The sequence below is a fragment of the Trueperella pyogenes genome, from assembly GCF_001070855.1.
Classification (GTDB): domain Bacteria; phylum Actinomycetota; class Actinomycetes; order Actinomycetales; family Actinomycetaceae; genus Pauljensenia; species Pauljensenia pyogenes_A.
The window spans coordinates 74,818-91,768 of the sequence record NZ_JVLH01000014.1 but is presented as its reverse complement, the minus strand read 5'-3'; the positions used below and the strand labels follow the sequence as shown (position 1 = coordinate 91,768).

The following is a 16,951-nucleotide window of genomic DNA, read 5'->3' as shown; positions in this document are numbered from 1 at the left end:
CGATAGGTAACACTTTTTCAGATTGAGGACCATTGATTGGCTTAAGCTCCCGCGGGCTTGCCACAATATTGACTGTGAGCGACAGCACCACTTCCGAAGATTCCCCCTTCGACTTCTATTCGCGCGCCCAGTGGGACAAACTGGCAGACCGCACTCCCCTCCCCCTGACGCATTCTGATTTGGCACGCTTAGCAACCCTTGGCGATCCCATTGATATTGCCGAGGTCGATGCGATCTATCGACCTTTGACTGCGCTTCTCCAGCTTTACGTTGAGGGACATCGCCGGATTGAGCAGGAACGAGCAAATTTCCTCATGCGTCCGTGCCGCACTCACGTGCCTTTCATCATCGGTATCGGCGGATCAGTTGCAGTGGGCAAGTCAACCGTTTCACGCCTCCTTCGTTTCTTGCTCTCACGCTGGGAGAAAACCCCACGAGTCGACCTGATCACCACTGATGGTTTTCTTTTCCCCAACGCAGTGCTCCGCTCCAAAGGCTTGCTTGGTCGAAAAGGTTTTCCCGAATCCTATGACCGCCCCGCGCTCATCTCTTTTCTTTCGGCGGTGAAATCGGGGGTGCGTAATGTCCAAGCACCCGTCTATTCACATGTCGTTTATGACATCGTCGAAGGCGAAAGCATCGTCGTCGATTGCCCCGACATTCTGATTGTTGAAGGACTCAATGTCCTCCAACCCCCCAAGTGGGGTCCCGGAGTGATGCCGGTGGCTGTCTCCGACTTCTTCGATTTCAGCATTTACGTTGATGCTTCACCAGAGAACATCGAGCAGTGGTACGTGGACCGTTTCCTCACGCTACGCCAAACCGCATTTACTCGTGAAGATTCCTTCTTCCGCACCTACGCTTCGCTTACCGACGCTCAGGCCGAGGCCACGGCTCGCTCGATTTGGGAAGAAATTAACCTCCCGAACCTCTTGGAGAACATTGCCCCAACCCGCGAGCGCGCAACGATGGTCTTTACAAAGGGTTCAGATCACCGCGTCGAATCGCTCAGACTCAGAAGGTGAGTTCGAGTCCGATTGCGTAGTGCAAATCGGTCTGTGGAATCACGAGGCGTGATGAGCCTTCACGATTCTCAACGATGACGGGTTCGACGCTCCCAAGGATTCGCGCCTGGGAAACTTCCCCGGGAACCTCAAGCCACGTTGACGCAAGGCCAGCAGGGGCAAAAGTCGCTTCTTCGAGGGAAAGTTCTGTGGCCTCGTCAGCGAGGGGAGCCGGGGGCATCCCAAAGAAGAAGACTCGCTGGTCATCGTCCTTGGGCCGCGTCGTGTACCACGACCACCCGTCATCCCCCGTCACCTGGTCGATCTCCAGCCACGGACGAGTTGAGTAAATCCCCTCACCGTTGACGCCTAGGAAGTTACCAAGCTCCTCGAGGCCTCGCCCAATCCAGCTCGACATGCGTCCTTGAGCATCTGGGCCGATCCCGATCAGGTAGTTCCCGCCTCGCGACACAATCGCCAAGAGATTGGAGATAATGTGGCGCATGGGCTTGATCGGCTCTTCGGGGCGCATCGAGCACCAGCCACGAGTCATTGTGATGCACGATTCCCAAGGGTAGAGACGAATATTCTCGGGGACTTCCTGCTCGGGAGTTCGATAGTTTTCATTCACCCCGTGAACCTCACGGTCCACGACCAAAATATCGGGTTGGAGCTCGCGAGCATGCTCGGCTATCTGATCAATATCGATCGGCTCATCGGGTTCGCGGACCCATCCTGCGTCAAGCCACAGCACGTTGACCTTGCCATAGTTGCGCAGCAGCTCATCGATCTGATTGTGGGTGTATCGAACGAAGGAATCCCACTTTGCGCGGTGCGTCTCAATATCGAAGTTGTGATAGCGGTCAGTGATCGTACGTGCACGATCCCAATATCCTGGATGGTTCCAATCGGCCTTCGAGAAATAAACACCTGTCTCCATGTTGTGTGCACGGAAAGCGTCGAACATCTCGCGGACAATGTCCCGCCCCAGCCCCGCATCTTCACTGGTCGACTTGAAGTTCGAGAAATCGGTGTCGTACATGGCATAGCCATCGTGGTGCTTTGTCGTAAAGACCAGATAGCGCATTCCTGCCTTTGCACACGCTGATGCCCATTCCTCGGCGTTAAAGTCCTCTCCGGTGAAGGAACGAGCCTGATCGCAATACCAGGAGTGGTATTCCTCATCGCTCCCCGTCCAGTCTTCAGGCGGATCTGTGAAGCCGCCCAAACGCTGGCGGTGCAGTGACCATGAACCATCTTGCCCAATGTGAGAGAAGATTCCCCAGTGGATGATGACACCGACCTTATGGTCTCTCCACTTTTCAAGGGCAGCGAGGGTGCGCGGGTCTGAGGGCCAAACATATCCGGGATCCGGATATTGACGCAGAGCGCCTGCGGCCTCTAGTGCATCGGGGGCAAAATCTTCGCTCAGTTCGTCACTCATGAGTTATGCCTTATGGGTCTAGAACTTCAAACCGCCGTCTTCAATCCCGCGGAAGAAGTACTTCTGCGAGAAGGCGAAGACGAGGACAACCGGAACCAATGCCACAACAGCACCAGCCAACACCAACTGGTACGTCGTTCCCTGAGCGGAATTTTGAATTGCCGTCAGTTCCAGCATCAAGGTGTGCTTATCGTTGTCAACAAGCATGAGCAACGGGAAAAGGAAGTCGGACCAAGCACCGATGAAGGATGTCAGGCCAACAACCGTGAGAGTTCCACGTACCTGAGGGAGGAAAATCCTCCAGAAACGCGACCATTCACCCGCCCCATCAATCAGTGCTGCGTCTTCAATTTCTTCGGGGATTCCAAGGAAAGCCGCGCGCATTATGAGGATCTGGAAGGGGCCGATCATGGCGACCATCCACACACTGGTAAGCGTCTTGTACGTGCCGATTGAGACCATCATCGAGTACAGGGACAGCATGATGGATTCGAAGGGGAAGATCATCGCCGAGAGGACAACGAAGTACATGATGTTGCGGCCAGTCCACCCACGCCTCGAAAGCATGTAACCGCCCAAACAGGACAAGATGATGTTTGAAACGACCGTCAGCGCGGCAACGATGACCGAGTTGCCGATTGCTCGCAGGATTCCAGTTTGTTTGAACAGCGTCGCGAAAGCTGCCAATGACCAATGCTGCGGGAAGATCGTTGCGCCCTGGCCGAAGACAGACTCTCCCGGCGCTTTGAATGCTGCAAGGAGAGGAAGCAGAAGCGGGCCGACCATGAGGATTGCAACGACGACTAGGGTGATGTAGCGCAGTACAAGGCGAGAACCCTTGATCTGGCGCGATGCCACATTTCGTGACTGATTTTCAAGTTTGCGAGCCTTGCGCCATTGTGCAAACTTCGACGAGGACGTGGCTGCACTAGTTGCAGATGCGGTACTCATTGATCTTCAGCCTTCCTCTGGAGCTTCTGGGAGGCAATAATGAATCCGAAGGTGATCAGGAAGAGACACACTGAAGCGGCATCGCCCTTGCCTAGAGAGCCATACGTCGGATCGGTCCAGTCTCGAATGTACATGGTCAAAGTCTTCGTTGGTGAAGCGGTTCCACCAAGCAGGTAGACCTCGGTGAAGATCTTGAGACAGCCAATCGTTGTCAGTGTCGCAACCAAGAACATCATGACCTTGACACCGGGAACAGTGACGGTTAAGAAACGACGGACACTTCCTGCTCCGTCAAGCTCGGCGGCCTCGTAAAGAGACTTATCGACGTTCGCCAAGGCGGACAAGTACAGAATCATGTAGTAGGGCAAGCCCTGCCACAGGGTAATGAGCATGGCACAGAAAAGGATCAGCCACTGATTCGAGAGGAAAGGAACCGTATCCATCCCCCAAGAAGTCAGGAGGTTATTGACGGGGCCTCTCTCATTGAGCAAGTAGCGCCATGCCAATGAGATGACGACCAGCGAGGAAACCGCCGGCAGGTAGTAGAGCGCTCGGAAAAATCCGATGCCCGGAACATAGGTCTTGACTAGGAGCGCAAGAAGAAGAGGGAGAAGCACCATCAAAGGAACAACGCAGACCGCGTAGATGAGTGAGTTGCGCAGAGATCCCCAGAATTCAGGGTCGTTCAGAACGTAGGTGTAGTTTTCGATCCCGATGAAGGGACCAATTTTCCTCAGCGGTTTGGTCTTCGTGAAAGACACGAAAACCGTTGTGATGAAGGGATAAATGTAGAAAGTAATAATTGCCAAGACCGGGAGTGTAATCCAGATCCACGGCATCCATCCCGGGCGGAAACGCGCTGCCCCATTAAGAGATCGGCTTGGGGCACGTCCTGTACGTGACGACATTGTCAGGTCCTTCGGTGCTGTTCAGAGGTTTTGCCGGGGCGAAACGCACTGCGGTTTCGCCCCGGCAAGGGTTAGATCATTCGCCAAGAGCCTTGAGCTTCTTGTTCATCTGATCTTGTGCAGTCTTCAGAGCGGTCTTAGCGTCGACCTCTCCACGGATTGCCTTGTTGACATTCTCAACCAAGCTGTCCTGAACGCCACCGGTGGTGTAGAAGACGTCGGTGTAGGCCTCGGCGTCCTTTGCAGCCTTAGCGGCTTCCTCGTAAGCAGCCTTGAAGACGGGATCGTTTGCGATCTCCGGCGGGTTAGCAACGAGCTTGTCAAGAGCGCTAGTTGCTGCCGGGAAGATGATCGCGCCGCCATCGTGAGTCCATGCGTATTCGTTCTCAGCGTTGGTGATCCACTCGGCGAACTTCATGGACAGAGGAGCGTTCTTGGTCGAGACCGACACGCCAATGTACTGGCCTTCGAAGACCGGCTTGATTCCGGGGTTGGTCGGGAAGGGGCCAACGCCAGTGTTGTTGTAGACGGTCGCGTTGTTGGCCTTCACGGACTTCAGGAAGGAGGCATTCGGGGTACCGAATGCGAGGTTTCCGTCAGCGTATGCCTTGCCGGGATCGGGTTCACCGGTCAGGGAGTCCTTCGGAATTGCACCGCTCTTGTAGAGTTCAGCCAAGCGAGTCACGTACTTGATGGCCTGCTCATTGTCTGCAAAAGCAAACTCGGTCTTATCAGCATTCATGAGGTTAACCCCCATGCCGTGCAGCTGAGCGGTCATGTACCACTGCGGGGAGCCGTAGATTCCGTAATCGCCCTTGCCGTCTGCACCGACCTTAGCGGCGTAGTCGAACATCTCTTCCATGGTCTTGGGAGAGGTGTTTTCATCCAAGCCTGCGCGCTTGAAAACTTCCTTGTTGTAGGTGGTGATGTAGGGTCCGAAGTACCAAGGAAGCGCTGTGTGGTGCTTGTTTGCACCCAGCTTGGTCGAATCCCAAATGGTCTGAACGAACTTGTCGCCAATGCCGGGAGCCTTCACATCAAAGTCCATGAGGAGGTTGGACTTTGACAGAGCCAGGATGGTCGAGGAAGGAACGTTCACAACGTCTGCCATCTGGCAGTTGGTTGCCTGAGCAGTGATGGTCTGGTCAAACTCTGCACCACCGGCCTGGTCAGTCCACTTAATCTTGACGCCGGGGTTCGCATCTTCGAATTCCTTGATCTTCTTGGTGAAGAAGTCGCCGAAGTCGGTCTTGAGGCCCTGAGTCTGGAAGGTGATTTCACCTTCGACCTTCGAGGTGTCGATCTTCGAATCGTCGAGATTCGTTGCGGGAATATCGCAGGAAACATCAGGCTTGGGGATAGAACCCGATGCCGATCCGCTGCTTGCGGAATTCGAGGAAGAGTCACTGCCGTTCGAGCAGGCGCTCAACCCAAGAGTGCTCATCATGGCCAAGGCGACAACACCGGCGGCCATCCTTTTCTTCAACATGCGAAACCTCCATTGGTTCGTGTCGTAGATCGATATGAATACCGAATCACTAACTATCTCGTGTTAGTTGATAAGCCTAGGCTACCTTCGCCAGCCAGACTTCACGTTGCGTAGCAGACAATTGTTATAGATCCGTTACACAAACAACGAATTCCATGGTGCACGCTTTCATACGAGCACCGAATTCAGGGCGAGCATCAGGGCCACACGAGCGAGTCCCAATGCCATCTTGAATAGCATCAAGCCAGACAAAGGTTTGATTTGATACCGGCAGGTCTTCCCAGTGTCCCGCTTGGGCAAGCTCACGCTCACTCCAACGCGAGGCGCTCCAACCCATCTCGCTTTGGGGAATGATAATGAGCGCACGCTCTTCCCCACGTAGCTCAAGAACCTTCAATCCCGGTCGATGTCCGCCTTCTTCAGGCTTGATGCCCACATCCCATAGATCTTCAAGCTCAGCGCACCCAAACCCATCTGGATTAGCGCCGGGCATATCCGCATAAGCAATATCCGTCTCCCCCACCCACGAGGCCGTCCACCCCGTTCCCGGGATACGCAGACGAACCCCTGTGCGAGGGATGCGCTCTGGCCAGTGCCCATAGGGAGTCATTTCGACCTTGACGACGAGGCAACTTCCCGGCAGCGCAGCACCCGCAGATGCACCTGCGGCTTTTCCGTCTACGGGAGTAAAACTCCAACGAGCCTCAAGCCCAAACTGCGCGGCTGGCGGCGCCCAGCGTTCAATTAGCACCCGCGTTCCGCTCTCACGGGCGCTTCCATGCCAGGTTCTGCGCAGGAGATGCAAACGCGCCATTTCCCATCGCTGAGCGTGGGAGACTCCCCATTGCCCGGTCCCTGTTCCCAGTGGACCCAGAGCATCAGAGGAAATCCCCCAATAGTCGACGGGACCGCGACCGCGATCATTGTCCGTTGGCGCACGGTAAACGCTGATCTCTGCCATGATCGGAAGCCCGCCCATGGACTCCATGCGCCCACGAGCATCAAACACGGCGCCGCACTCGGCCTCGTCAGAGGAAAGCAGGGAAGAGGCCGACGAAGCCAAAGCACGCAAGCGCTCCTCGGCCTCGCCACCCGATTTTTGCGCTCGATCGTGAAGGATCGGCGCATCAGGTGCGAGCGCGCGAATCCATGCCCAAGTCCCCGCATAGGGACGCGAAAGCGCATCAACCAAGCCATCGCAGACGAAATTCCCATCATGGACGTCCTCGCCAAAATCGCCGCCATAAGCAAGAGAACGACGCCCATCAGGAAGAGTGCGCCACAGCGCATGGTCACGCCACTCCCACACGAAGCCTCCAGCGTGACGAGGATGGCTCATTTGCTCGGCGTAAGCAGCGGCTCCACCAGGGCCGGTTCCCATCGCATGGAGGTACTCACACATGATGTAGGGAGCACTGCGAATACGTTCTTTCGCAGCGTCATCTACAGCCGCACTTGCATGGCTTGGGACAGCAACAGGGGCATGCAGATCCGTGTCATCAAGCACTGCGGCGACTTCTTCAAGCGTCGGATACATCCGCGAGTAGATATCGACATACTCCATGGCATGGTCGCCCTCGTAGTGGACAATCCCGCGTCCGTGGGTGCGTTCGTGGAGCCAACGTGCGGCCGCTGCCAAGTTACGTCCCGTTCCGGATTCGTTCCCTAGGCTCCAGCAGAAAATGCTGGCATGATTCTTGTCGCGCTCAAAGGCACGTTCGGTGCGGTCGAGGTAGGAGCCTTCCCACCGTGGATCATCAGAGGGGTTATCAATCCACGTGCGATTACCCTCAAAACCGTGAGTTTCAATATCTCCCTCGAGCATGACCCACAGGCCAATTTCATCGGCCAGATCAAGAAGGCGTGGATGAGGCGGGTAATGGGATGTTCTGATCGCGTTAATACCCATCGACTTCATGAGTTCAAGATCGGTGCGCGCAAATTCTTCGCTGAATACTCGCCCTTCGTCGGCGCGAATTTCATGGCGATTGACACCGTTAAGCGTCAGGGGCTGCCCATTGGCATGCAGAACACCATCAACGATTTTGACCCTTCGGAAGCCGAGGCGCAGGTGGCGCTCTTCCGTCAGGCGGCCTCCCTCCCCCACCGCTTGCACGCGCGCGGCGTAAAGTTTCGGGGATTGCGGGCTCCACGGCTGGACAGTTCCGAGGCCGATGTTTTCGCTCCGGTAGCGACCATCCTCCCCTCGCGCGAGCGTCAGCGTTGATGCCCCGAGGCCTTCGATGTCCAGATTCGCTTCAAGAGTTTCACTTTGCGCTCCCCGCACTCTTAGCTCAAGGGTTGCAAATCCTTGCCCAGCCTCGTAATCGGTGTTGATCCACAGATCTTCGATTGAAAAAGCGGGGAGATAGCGGAGCGAAACTGAACGAAACACGCCTGGAAGCCACCACTGATCCTGGTCCTCAAGGTAGGAGCCAGCACTGAACTGATGGACGCGAAGAGTAACTGTATTTTCACCGGGGACAAGTGCCTGGGTGATGTCGAATTCATGGGCGAGGCGTGAACCGCGGGCCATTCCGATCCATTGGCCATTCACCCAGACGACGACTTGGGATTCAACGCCCTCGAAGCGCAGGCGAATCTGACCTCCCGATGAAAGCCAAGACTCCGGACACGTGAAATACCGCGAATAGTCGCCGACTGGATTATCTTCCGGAGGAAAGGGTGGATCCACGGGGAATGGAAAATCGACATTGGTATAGGCGGGAGCACCCCAACGACCTTCTCCCCTCAACACCCAATGGCTGGGCACGTCAATAGTCTCTGTCTCAGGGACAAGAGGTTGTTCAAAGGCCACTTCGGGATTGATATTGGGGTTTGGATCGCTGCGGTGATAGTCGAAAAACCACGTTCCATCCAGACTCAACTCACCCGGGTCATCAGCGAAATATGCACGCGGTAACACGAGTTTTCCTCTTCCCGGTGCATATGAGGGCGTAGTCTTCATCATGAGCCTTTCAGGTAAGTCAACATCGACGCCTTGTAGCACACCTAGACTAACACGTTATAGTTGTTATATTCACGCAGATTCGATGGGCCCAGCACCAAGGGAGATGAAATGGATCGAGCCACTCGGGCAGACGTCGCTCGTGCAGCGGGCGTCGCTCCCTCAACCGTATCGCTCGTGCTCAATGGTCGCGGGCCAGAAGTCAAGATTGCACCAGCGACGATCCAGCGTGTTCAAGATGCTGCACGCGAACTCAACTACATCCCCAACGCAGCCGCCCGGTCGCTGCGCCGCGGCAAGTCCCACCTCATCGCCCTCCTTATGGCCGAGCTGCCGGACGATCCCTTCGTGCCCGTCGTCCACACGGTCCTCACGACCGCAATGATCGACATTCAGCGCCACGGCTACCTACTCCTCCCCCTGTTCCAGTCGGGCGACGGAGCCTCGGACGCCGAGGTCATCCACGGGGTCCTGGGCGACACACAACTGGCCGGCATCATCCGCGAGACCACGTCGGCCGAGGCCTTCACCTCGCGCCTGCTCGCCAACCTCGGCATCCCCGTCGTCGCCATGTCGATGATCGAGGCCAACCCGACCGGATCAGAGTCCTCCCTCATTCGCATCGACGAGGGTGCCGGCGTGCGCGACGTTCTCTCTGACTGCGCGCTCGTAGATCCGGCAACCGGCACGGGTCAGGGGCATGCCGTCTTCCTGGCTGGCCCGAACACGAATCACGCGCGCCAGAACCCGATCGCGAGCGCGTTCGGCACGAAGTTCACCCTCTACTCACTGCCCGACTGGGAACCCACCACGGCCTACCAGGCCGCGCTGCGCCTCCTCGACGAGGACCCCTCAATCTCGCTCATCGCCCTGGCCGACGACTCGCAGGCCCCCGGCGTCTTCCAGGCTGCCGCAGACCTGGAACTGTCAGTACCCGGGGACCTGTCGATCCTCGGCTTCGGCAACCAGGACCACCGCAGCGCCTCCGCACTCGGCCTCACGACGGTCGAGTGGCCCCTCAAAGACATGACCGAGGCTGCCGTCTCCTCGATCATCAACGTGATCGAGGGTCGCTCCCCCATGACCGACATTCACCCCAGCGCATCCATCGACGAGGAGGCCCCGGACGGCACCCCGATCGCGACGATCCCGACGCGCCCGGTCTGGCGCTCATCGGTGGCCAGGCGCGCATAGGAGACGCACTCCCCCGCCGCGTCGGCAGTCGCGAGCTTATTCCCCCACCCGCTCAGACGCACACACCCATTGCTGACACGGTCTCACCGGAAACACCACAAATAGTGACAGGGAAACTATGATGGGTGCATTCCGACCTTTGCAGGAGAGTGTCATGAGCGACAACGAGCTAACGCCCACCCCACACGACGTCCAGTTCACCGTTGCGACGCCCGACGGTCAGCCGGGCCAAGGGCTCATTGCCGTCACCGGGCGCACGCGTGATGCCCTCATCGCAAGCCTGACGAGTAGCCTCGCCACGACAGGCAAGTACACCCCCGACGCCCGGGCTGTCTCCCCTCAGGTCCTCGGCTTGACAGCCTCGACGGCGACCGCTGTCGCCTCCACTGCCGCATCCGCGGCAATCGCCCCGACTCTCTTCATGGCCACGGCCAATCCCGCGACGCTCATGCAGCTCGGCTCCGGTGTTGGTTCCGCCGTCATGGGAGCCGGTGGAATCGTCGCCCAGGCACCCTTCATTCCCGTCGCCGCCTCGCTCCCTGTCGTTGCCCCACTCGCGCTCATGGGGGTTGTTAACACAGCCGTGACCATGCGCCAGTTCCAGGCAGTCAACGCCAAGCTGGATACTATCGCAACCACTCTCACCAACCTCCTCGTGCGCACAGACATCACGCAGATCGCCGGACTCATCGCCGCCTCGAAAACCCTGGGCGACATCACCGAGGAATACGGCGAGCTCGGGCACTTTACGCCGTCCATGACGGCCCGTTTCGCAGTGGCCGAACAAGCCCTCGAAGCCGTCGCCCGACGCCAGGAGCTGCTCCTCCTATCCGCGGAACGCCGCGCATTGGATCCCAAGACAGACATCGAGGACGTCATCCGCGATGTCAACGCCGCTGGACTGGCGTACATTACCGAGGTCCAGGTGCACGCCCTACACCTGGCCCTCGCCCTACAGGAAAGCCCGGCACTGGTCACCAAACGTAGACAACAGCTGACGGAGTGCATCGATAAAACCAATGAGCGGTGGAGCACGCTGAAAAATCTGTCGGAGGGGGTGAAGGCTAAGATCACCGAGTACGAAGAGGAAGATCAAAAGAAGTCAAAGTTCTCCCGCCAGACACACGATCTCTCGGCGTTGAAAGAACGCCGAGAGAAGATCCTCGAAAATGAAAAGGCTCTCATCGATGAACACGGTTCGAAGCTGGAGGCCTTCAAGGAGCTCTCACAGAGCCTGCGAGAGCAGCAGGAATCGCGCGCGACGCTCGTCTACTGGCGCGACGATGCGGGCGAGCATTCGTTCCTCACCGAGCAGCTGAGCATCGATCCCTCGCGCTGAGCATCCATCGACAGTTCACCTTTACACATGCCCGCGCGGCACCGAGCGCAGATGCCGCATGCCCGCATCCCCTCTAGAGTTGTCTTATGGATCCCGAATACGTATTCAATAAGGCCCTGCCCTATCTGACAGGCAGGCTCGAAGATGCCGGCCTCACGGTTCAGGTTGGCTTCAATAAAGCCGAGGGCACGATATTCCTCCTCCTCAACGATTCCGTGAAGTGCAGCATTCACGCACTCGTGACCAACCTGATATCTACGGAACCGGACGCACACCGCGATCTGATGGATCCGTGGGTCCCGTACCTCATCGAGCGGACACGCATCGGCGAAACCATCCTGAACAAACCCGACGAGCTACGTCGACTCATACGCACCCTGTTCTGCAATGGGAACGCTGCCACTCACCCTCACCTTTCTTACGCCCGCAAATTCCCCGACGGACTCGCGCTGACACTCAGTCTCGACTACGAGACCCCCCAGTTCAGGCTGATCGATGAGCAGCTGGCTCAGTGCTCGATGAGCGTCGACGAGCTCTTCGACTACGCGCAAACGAACACCGACGACATCCCCATCGAACACATCCGGCAGTACGGTCCGTTCACCTGCATGTCGGCGCAATCCCCGTTCGTCACGGCGAAGGTCGCGAACTTGCCCGAGCTTATGTCGCGTTTCCTCATTGATGCGCCGCACGGCCTGTTCTTTATGGTCCCGGCGAACCACATGATCTGCTACGCCCCCGCAGACCCCGCGAACATCTCGGAACAGCTCACGACCCTCGCGGACTTTAGCCGCCTCCCCGTCATCGCCACGATCATGCAGGACCCGGACGCCGTTCTGAGCCGCAACATCTTCTACTATTCGCCGGAAGGAACGTACGAGACGATCACACAGGACGACAATCCGGCCCTCGAGGAGTTCTTCACGAATCCACACATCGATGCCGAGACCGTCCGCACCTGCGTCGATCAGTACCTTTCGCTCTCCCCCGCTTTCCGAGCGCGATTCGCGTTACCCTAGTCGCCCGGCCGACACGAGGGACACATCGGACAATCCTCGACGCAAGCAGGAGGACGGCAGGCGGCCTCGCACGCCGAGGATGTATAAACGTGCGGGGCGGGCACCGGTAGGTGCCGCCCTACACGCGTACGTCTCTCAGAGGCTCACAGCGCCAGGTTTTCCTTCACGACATCAGCCAAACGCGAAGCCACGCCATCAGCTTGCGCCTGCGTCGCAGCCTCGACCATGACGCGAACCAAAGGCTCGGTACCGGAGGGGCGCAGCAGCACGCGTCCGGTATTACCCAGCACGGCCTCGGCAGCGGCAACGGCCTCGGCCACGACCGGGTCGGTATTCGCGCGAGAACGATCCACTCCTCCAACGTTGATCAGGGTCTGCGGGAGGCGCTTGATGAAGCTGGTGAGGTCGGCTAGGTCTCGACCGGATTCCTTCACCATGCGTGCCAACAGCAGCGAGGAGAGAATACCGTCGCCGGTGGTCGCATACTTCTTCGCAATGATGTGCCCGGACTGCTCGCCGCCCAAGGAGTAGCCGCCCTCGAGCATCGCTTCGAGCACGTAGCGGTCACCAACTCCGGTCTGAACCGTCTGAATACCAGCCTCCTGCATGGCAAGAATCAAGCCGAGATTCGACATCACCGTAACAACCAGAGTGTCCTTGGCAAGCTGGCCCTCATCGCGCATATGCACAGCCAGGGCGCCCATGATCTTGTCACCATCAACGAGATTTCCATGGCGGTCAACCGCAAGACAACGGTCAGCATCGCCATCGTAGGCAACGCCGAAATCGGCCTCGGAGGCAACGGTCAGCGCCTGAAGCTGCTCGGGGTGCGTTGAGCCGGCCTTGTCATTGATATTGCGGCCATCGGGGGCAGCATTAATCACGACCGCGTCAGCACCAGCCTGACGGAAAGCTTCGGGGGCGAGGAAAGACGCACCACCGTTTGCACAGTCAACCGCAATACGTAAGCCGTGTAGGTCTGTTCCCAGCGAGGTCATGAGGTGCTCAATGTAGGACTTTTCCGCCCAGTCATCGTCATATTCGACCTCACCAACGGCGGCGCCAGTGGGACGATCCCAAGGAGTATTGAGGAGCTCTTGAATTTGGTCCTCGACTTGGTCAGGGAGCTTGTAGCCGCCGTGCGCGAAGAACTTGATGCCGTTGTCGGGCATAGGGTTGTGCGAAGCGGAGATCATGACGCCCAGATCGACTGAGGACGAGGCCGTCAGGTGGGCAACAGTCGGAGTGGTGACGACACCAACGCGGACAACGTCCATTCCCGCGCTCGCCAAACCCGCCGCCAGGGCATGGTCGAGGAACTCGCCGGAGATACGCGTATCGCGGCCAATGATCGCTTTTGGCTTATGTCCCGAGGCCGGGCGTCCCTGAATCGTCAGGCGTGCTGCCGCTTCACCCAGTTCCAAGGCAAGTGGCGCAGTCAAGTCGACATTTGCAAGTCCACGCACGCCATCTGTTCCGAACAACCTGGCCATCGGGGTACCTCCCGCTCGAAAATTAATCCACCGCTATTCTAGCTGCTCACTGTTCACTCAATCGATTGACCAGCAACCAACATTGCAGGAAAGCAAGCAGAGAACTAGGCATTTCAACTACAAAAATGTGGCCCCAACCTTCCGATTGGGGCCACACCTTGAAGTAAAGGCGAAGATCAGCGCTTCGAGAACTGCGAAGCCTTGCGTGCCTTCTTGAGGCCTGCCTTCTTACGCTCAACAGCGCGGGCGTCGCGGGTCAGGAAGCCAGCCTTCTTCAGTGCGGGGCGGTTCGCGTCACGATCGATCTCGTTCAGTGCGCGAGAGATGCCCAGGCGCAGCGCGCCGGCCTGGCCGGAGATGCCGCCACCATTGATACGAGCGATCACATCGAAGCGACCGTCGATATCAAGCAGGGTGAAGGGGGACTTCACGAGCTGCTGGTGCAGCTTGTTCGGGAAGTAATCTTCAAGAGTGCGTCCGTTAATGGTCCACTGGCCGTTGCCGGGAACTAGGCGAACACGGGCAACGGCTTCCTTACGGCGGCCAAGGCCCGCGCCGGGCGCGGTGATGGACTGACCAGCACCAGCAGGTGCTGACTCAGTCTCTGTGGTGTAGGAGCTGGGGACAACTTCCTCATCCAGCTCAAGAATCTCGGTGGTCTCAGCCACAGTTCTCCTCAGTGCAGTTCGTTGGGCTCAGAAGCGCGACGCGCTCACTGGGCGACCTGGGTGATTTCGTAGGGAATCGGCTGCTGGCCGATGTGCGGGTGCTCAGCTCCGGCGTAAACGTGCAGCTTCTTGAACTGCGCGCGGCCGAGGCTGGTGTGAGGAAGCATGCCGCGGACTGCCTTCTCGACTGCGCGTTCAGGACGCTCAGCCATGAGATCGCGATAGCGTGTTGCGCTCAGACCACCGGGGCGACCGGAGTGGCGGTAGGCCATCTTCTGGTCAAGCTTCTTACCGGTGAGGGCAACCTTGTCCGCATTAATGATGATGACGTAATCGCCCATATCGAGGTGAGGGGCAAACGTCGGCTTGTGCTTCCCACGAAGGATAGCGGCAACTTGAGCCGCCAGGCGACCGAGGACGACGTCAGTGGCGTCGATGACGTACCACTGCTTGTCGGCATCCGCCGGCTTAGGTGAATAGGTGCGCACGGGCGTAACCTTCAATTCTTTCTGTCATGGGGCCTAGCATCGAGTATTCGACGCACCGGCCCGCTATGAAACGGTTCCGCGAGGCATCAGCCGAATTTCTTCTCCGGCGAGTGGGAAGGCACCAGAGGTCCAGCTGACACACAGCACCTGTTAGTTTATGCGCCAAAAGGCAGCGGGGTCAAAGCACAGACCAGAGTGTGGCTTATTCCTCATATCGTTTCTGAATCAACCAGCGCAGCAATTGCCGCCCATGGCCCATTCTTCAAGGCTTCCGTTAAAGGCAAAACCACGCATACGACGTGCCCGGTGGACCTGATCGCTCCACTCGGTCTCGTCGGGATAACTCACGGATTCCAGGGTCAGCCCATGCGCTGGGGCAATCGGTGCCGCCTCCTGGCGCGAGGCCTTCTCAAGCAGCTGCGCGGGCCAGCTTTCCTCGCGCGCTCCCCTACCGACCTCAATTAGAGCGCCAACAAGGGAACGAACCATGGAATGGCAGAAGGCATCAGCGCGCACGTGGCACTCGAGCACCCCGGTCCCCCCGGCCTCGGGAACAATGCGCAACTCACGCAGTTCGCGGATTGTCGTTGCCCCCTCACGCGGGCGGCAGAAGGCAAGGAATTCGTGCTCGCCCAGAAGAGGCTGCGCTGCTCGGTTCATCGCCTCGATGTCAAGGGGCTGACTGACCTCGTATACATCCCAGCGCCGCGCCAAAGGAAGTTGCCCCTCAGGGACGAGGCGATAGGTATAGGAGCGCTCAAGCGCTGCGAAACGCGCGTCGAAGTCCGCGGGCACCACCTTTACTTCCGACAGGCGGGCATCAGCAGTCCCTCGAGGCACTTTGACACCTGTTGTCGCCATATATTCGATGTATTCGCGGCCAAGAAGCGAGTTCACCCGGCGTAACAGGGCGCGATAGCAGGCCTGGTTGAGTTCTTCTTCGTCTTCGGGGCGATCGGATTCTCGCACCAAAGACTGGAATGCGTCCAAAGCGCAATCAAAATGGGCAACTTGATGACGCGCATGAACTCCGGCATCAGTTCGTCCAGCGACAGTCAGGATCACAGGACGGCGCAAAATCGTCGAAAGTGCTTGGGTCAGAACGCCCTGAACAGTGCGAAGGCCATCTTGCGCAGCCCATCCGTGGAAGAAAGTGCCATCGTAGGCAAGATCCAGACGGATCCGCAGCTGGGAAGTACTTAGAGCTCCCATGAGCGCACGCCTCCGATAATGCCAGCATCATTGGGGACGATGATGACATCCTCACCAAGACGGTCACGGTAGGTTGGGACAATTCGTTTTGAATTGCCTCCACCCAAATACAGACGATCCCACATGTACATGGGGCGCAGACCATCCACGACTCGGCGAACGCGGCGAGACCAATGAACGTCTCCCAGGCGAAGTCGCTCATGCTCGCCGATGTAATCGTCGTAGGTGAGACCCCATCGAATCGGCCCCTGTGAGACCTCAACGTGTGGCGAAAGCTGCCCACCATCGAAGACCGCGTTTCCAAGCCCCGTACCCAGCGTGATGATCATTTCTAGACCACGTCCGGTGATCACACCGGCTCCGGCAACTTCAGCGTCATTGAGAACCTTGGTCGGAATGCCAAGAGCACTCTCAACCGCCTGCCCCATATCAAAGTGATCCCACTTCTCAACGAGCTCGGGAAGAACACGTGAGCGCGGCCCGTCCTTCGTAATGTAGTGCGGGGTTGCAATAACAACCCCATGACGAATCATTCCCGGCATCCCAACGGTCACGCGATGAGCTTCTGGAAGCTGAGCGGCAAGATCGATAATCGTCTGAACCAACAATTCAGGAGGAAGCGGGTAGGGAGTAGGCGTCCGTTTTGGCGGGGCAACCATTGTTCCCTGCCCATCAAGGACGGAAGCTTTAATTCCGCCACCGCCGCAATCCACTGCCAGTGTCATCTCGCGAGTCATAGTTACAGGCTACAGCCACCGGTGGCTTTCATCCTGA

14 protein-coding genes are annotated in these 16,951 nt (G+C 58.0%); 4 read left to right on the top strand and 10 right to left on the bottom strand.

The window, feature by feature from the left end; genetic code table 11:
- Window positions 1–74: 74 nt before the first annotated feature.
- Window positions 75–1,025, top strand: coding sequence for a type I pantothenate kinase (gene coaA, locus ADG72_RS07415; RefSeq protein ID WP_048713967.1), 951 nt, complete (start codon window positions 75–77; stop codon window positions 1,023–1,025).
- Here the strand turns inward: coaA and ADG72_RS07410 are convergent.
- The 5 genes from ADG72_RS07410 to ADG72_RS07390 form a co-directional block, all read right to left on the bottom strand.
- The gene (locus tag ADG72_RS07410; RefSeq protein ID WP_048713963.1) at window positions 1,015–2,448 is read right to left on the bottom strand and encodes an alpha-L-fucosidase; all 1,434 of its coding nucleotides are present in this window, start codon (window positions 2,446–2,448) and stop codon (window positions 1,015–1,017) included. The genes coaA and ADG72_RS07410 overlap by 11 nt on opposite strands.
- Before the next feature lie 18 nt (window positions 2,449–2,466).
- Window positions 2,467–3,399, bottom strand: coding sequence for a carbohydrate ABC transporter permease (locus tag ADG72_RS07405; RefSeq protein ID WP_048713960.1), 933 nt, complete (start codon window positions 3,397–3,399; stop codon window positions 2,467–2,469).
- Window positions 3,396–4,307 carry a carbohydrate ABC transporter permease gene (locus tag ADG72_RS07400; RefSeq protein WP_048713957.1) on the bottom strand — a complete coding sequence of 304 codons (912 nt, stop codon included), beginning with the start codon at window positions 4,305–4,307 and terminating at the stop codon, window positions 3,396–3,398. The genes ADG72_RS07405 and ADG72_RS07400 overlap by 4 nt, the downstream gene beginning before the upstream one ends.
- Window positions 4,308–4,383: 76 nt before the next feature.
- On the bottom strand, window positions 4,384–5,796 hold the full coding sequence (locus ADG72_RS07395; RefSeq protein WP_048713953.1) for an extracellular solute-binding protein: 1,413 nt from the start codon (window positions 5,794–5,796) through the stop codon (window positions 4,384–4,386).
- Window positions 5,797–5,920: 124 nt separating this feature from the next.
- Entirely contained in the window at window positions 5,921–8,767 is a 2,847-nt protein-coding gene (locus ADG72_RS07390; protein WP_048713950.1) for a glycoside hydrolase family 2 TIM barrel-domain containing protein, read from the bottom strand.
- Between the two features lie 108 nt (window positions 8,768–8,875).
- On the opposite strand from ADG72_RS07390, the gene ADG72_RS07385 reads away from it, so the two are divergent.
- The 3 genes from ADG72_RS07385 (at window position 8,876) to ADG72_RS07375 (ending at window position 12,316) form a co-directional block, all read left to right on the top strand.
- Window positions 8,876–9,958 (top strand): LacI family DNA-binding transcriptional regulator, encoded by a 1,083-nt coding sequence (locus ADG72_RS07385; RefSeq protein ID WP_048713948.1) that lies wholly within the window; start codon window positions 8,876–8,878, stop codon window positions 9,956–9,958.
- A 154-nt stretch (window positions 9,959–10,112) separates the two neighbouring features.
- Window positions 10,113–11,297 carry a hypothetical protein gene (locus ADG72_RS07380; protein WP_048713945.1) on the top strand — a complete coding sequence of 395 codons (1,185 nt, stop codon included), beginning with the start codon at window positions 10,113–10,115 and terminating at the stop codon, window positions 11,295–11,297.
- Window positions 11,298–11,383: 86 nt separating this feature from the next.
- The gene (locus ADG72_RS07375; RefSeq protein WP_048713942.1) at window positions 11,384–12,316 is read left to right on the top strand and encodes a hypothetical protein; all 933 of its coding nucleotides are present in this window, start codon (window positions 11,384–11,386) and stop codon (window positions 12,314–12,316) included.
- Window positions 12,317–12,459: 143 nt separating this feature from the next.
- On the opposite strand, the gene glmM is transcribed toward ADG72_RS07375, so the two are convergent.
- From glmM to ADG72_RS07350, 5 genes are all read right to left on the bottom strand, one after another.
- A complete protein-coding gene (gene glmM / locus ADG72_RS07370; RefSeq protein ID WP_048713939.1) occupies window positions 12,460–13,809 on the bottom strand; it encodes a phosphoglucosamine mutase in 1,350 nt (449 codons plus the stop codon).
- 176 nt (window positions 13,810–13,985) lie between these two features.
- Entirely contained in the window at window positions 13,986–14,477 is a 492-nt protein-coding gene (gene rpsI, locus ADG72_RS07365; protein ID WP_009408809.1) for a 30S ribosomal protein S9, read from the bottom strand.
- A 44-nt stretch (window positions 14,478–14,521) separates the two neighbouring features.
- Window positions 14,522–14,965, bottom strand: coding sequence for a 50S ribosomal protein L13 (gene rplM / locus ADG72_RS07360; RefSeq protein WP_019126481.1), 444 nt, complete (start codon window positions 14,963–14,965; stop codon window positions 14,522–14,524).
- A gap of 225 nt (window positions 14,966–15,190) precedes the next feature.
- Entirely contained in the window at window positions 15,191–16,177 is a 987-nt protein-coding gene (gene truA / locus ADG72_RS07355; RefSeq protein ID WP_048713935.1) for a tRNA pseudouridine(38-40) synthase TruA, read from the bottom strand.
- Window positions 16,165–16,914, bottom strand: coding sequence for an ROK family protein (locus tag ADG72_RS07350; protein WP_048713932.1), 750 nt, complete (start codon window positions 16,912–16,914; stop codon window positions 16,165–16,167). The genes truA and ADG72_RS07350 overlap by 13 nt, the downstream gene beginning before the upstream one ends.
- Between the last annotated feature and the right edge of the window lie 37 nt (window positions 16,915–16,951).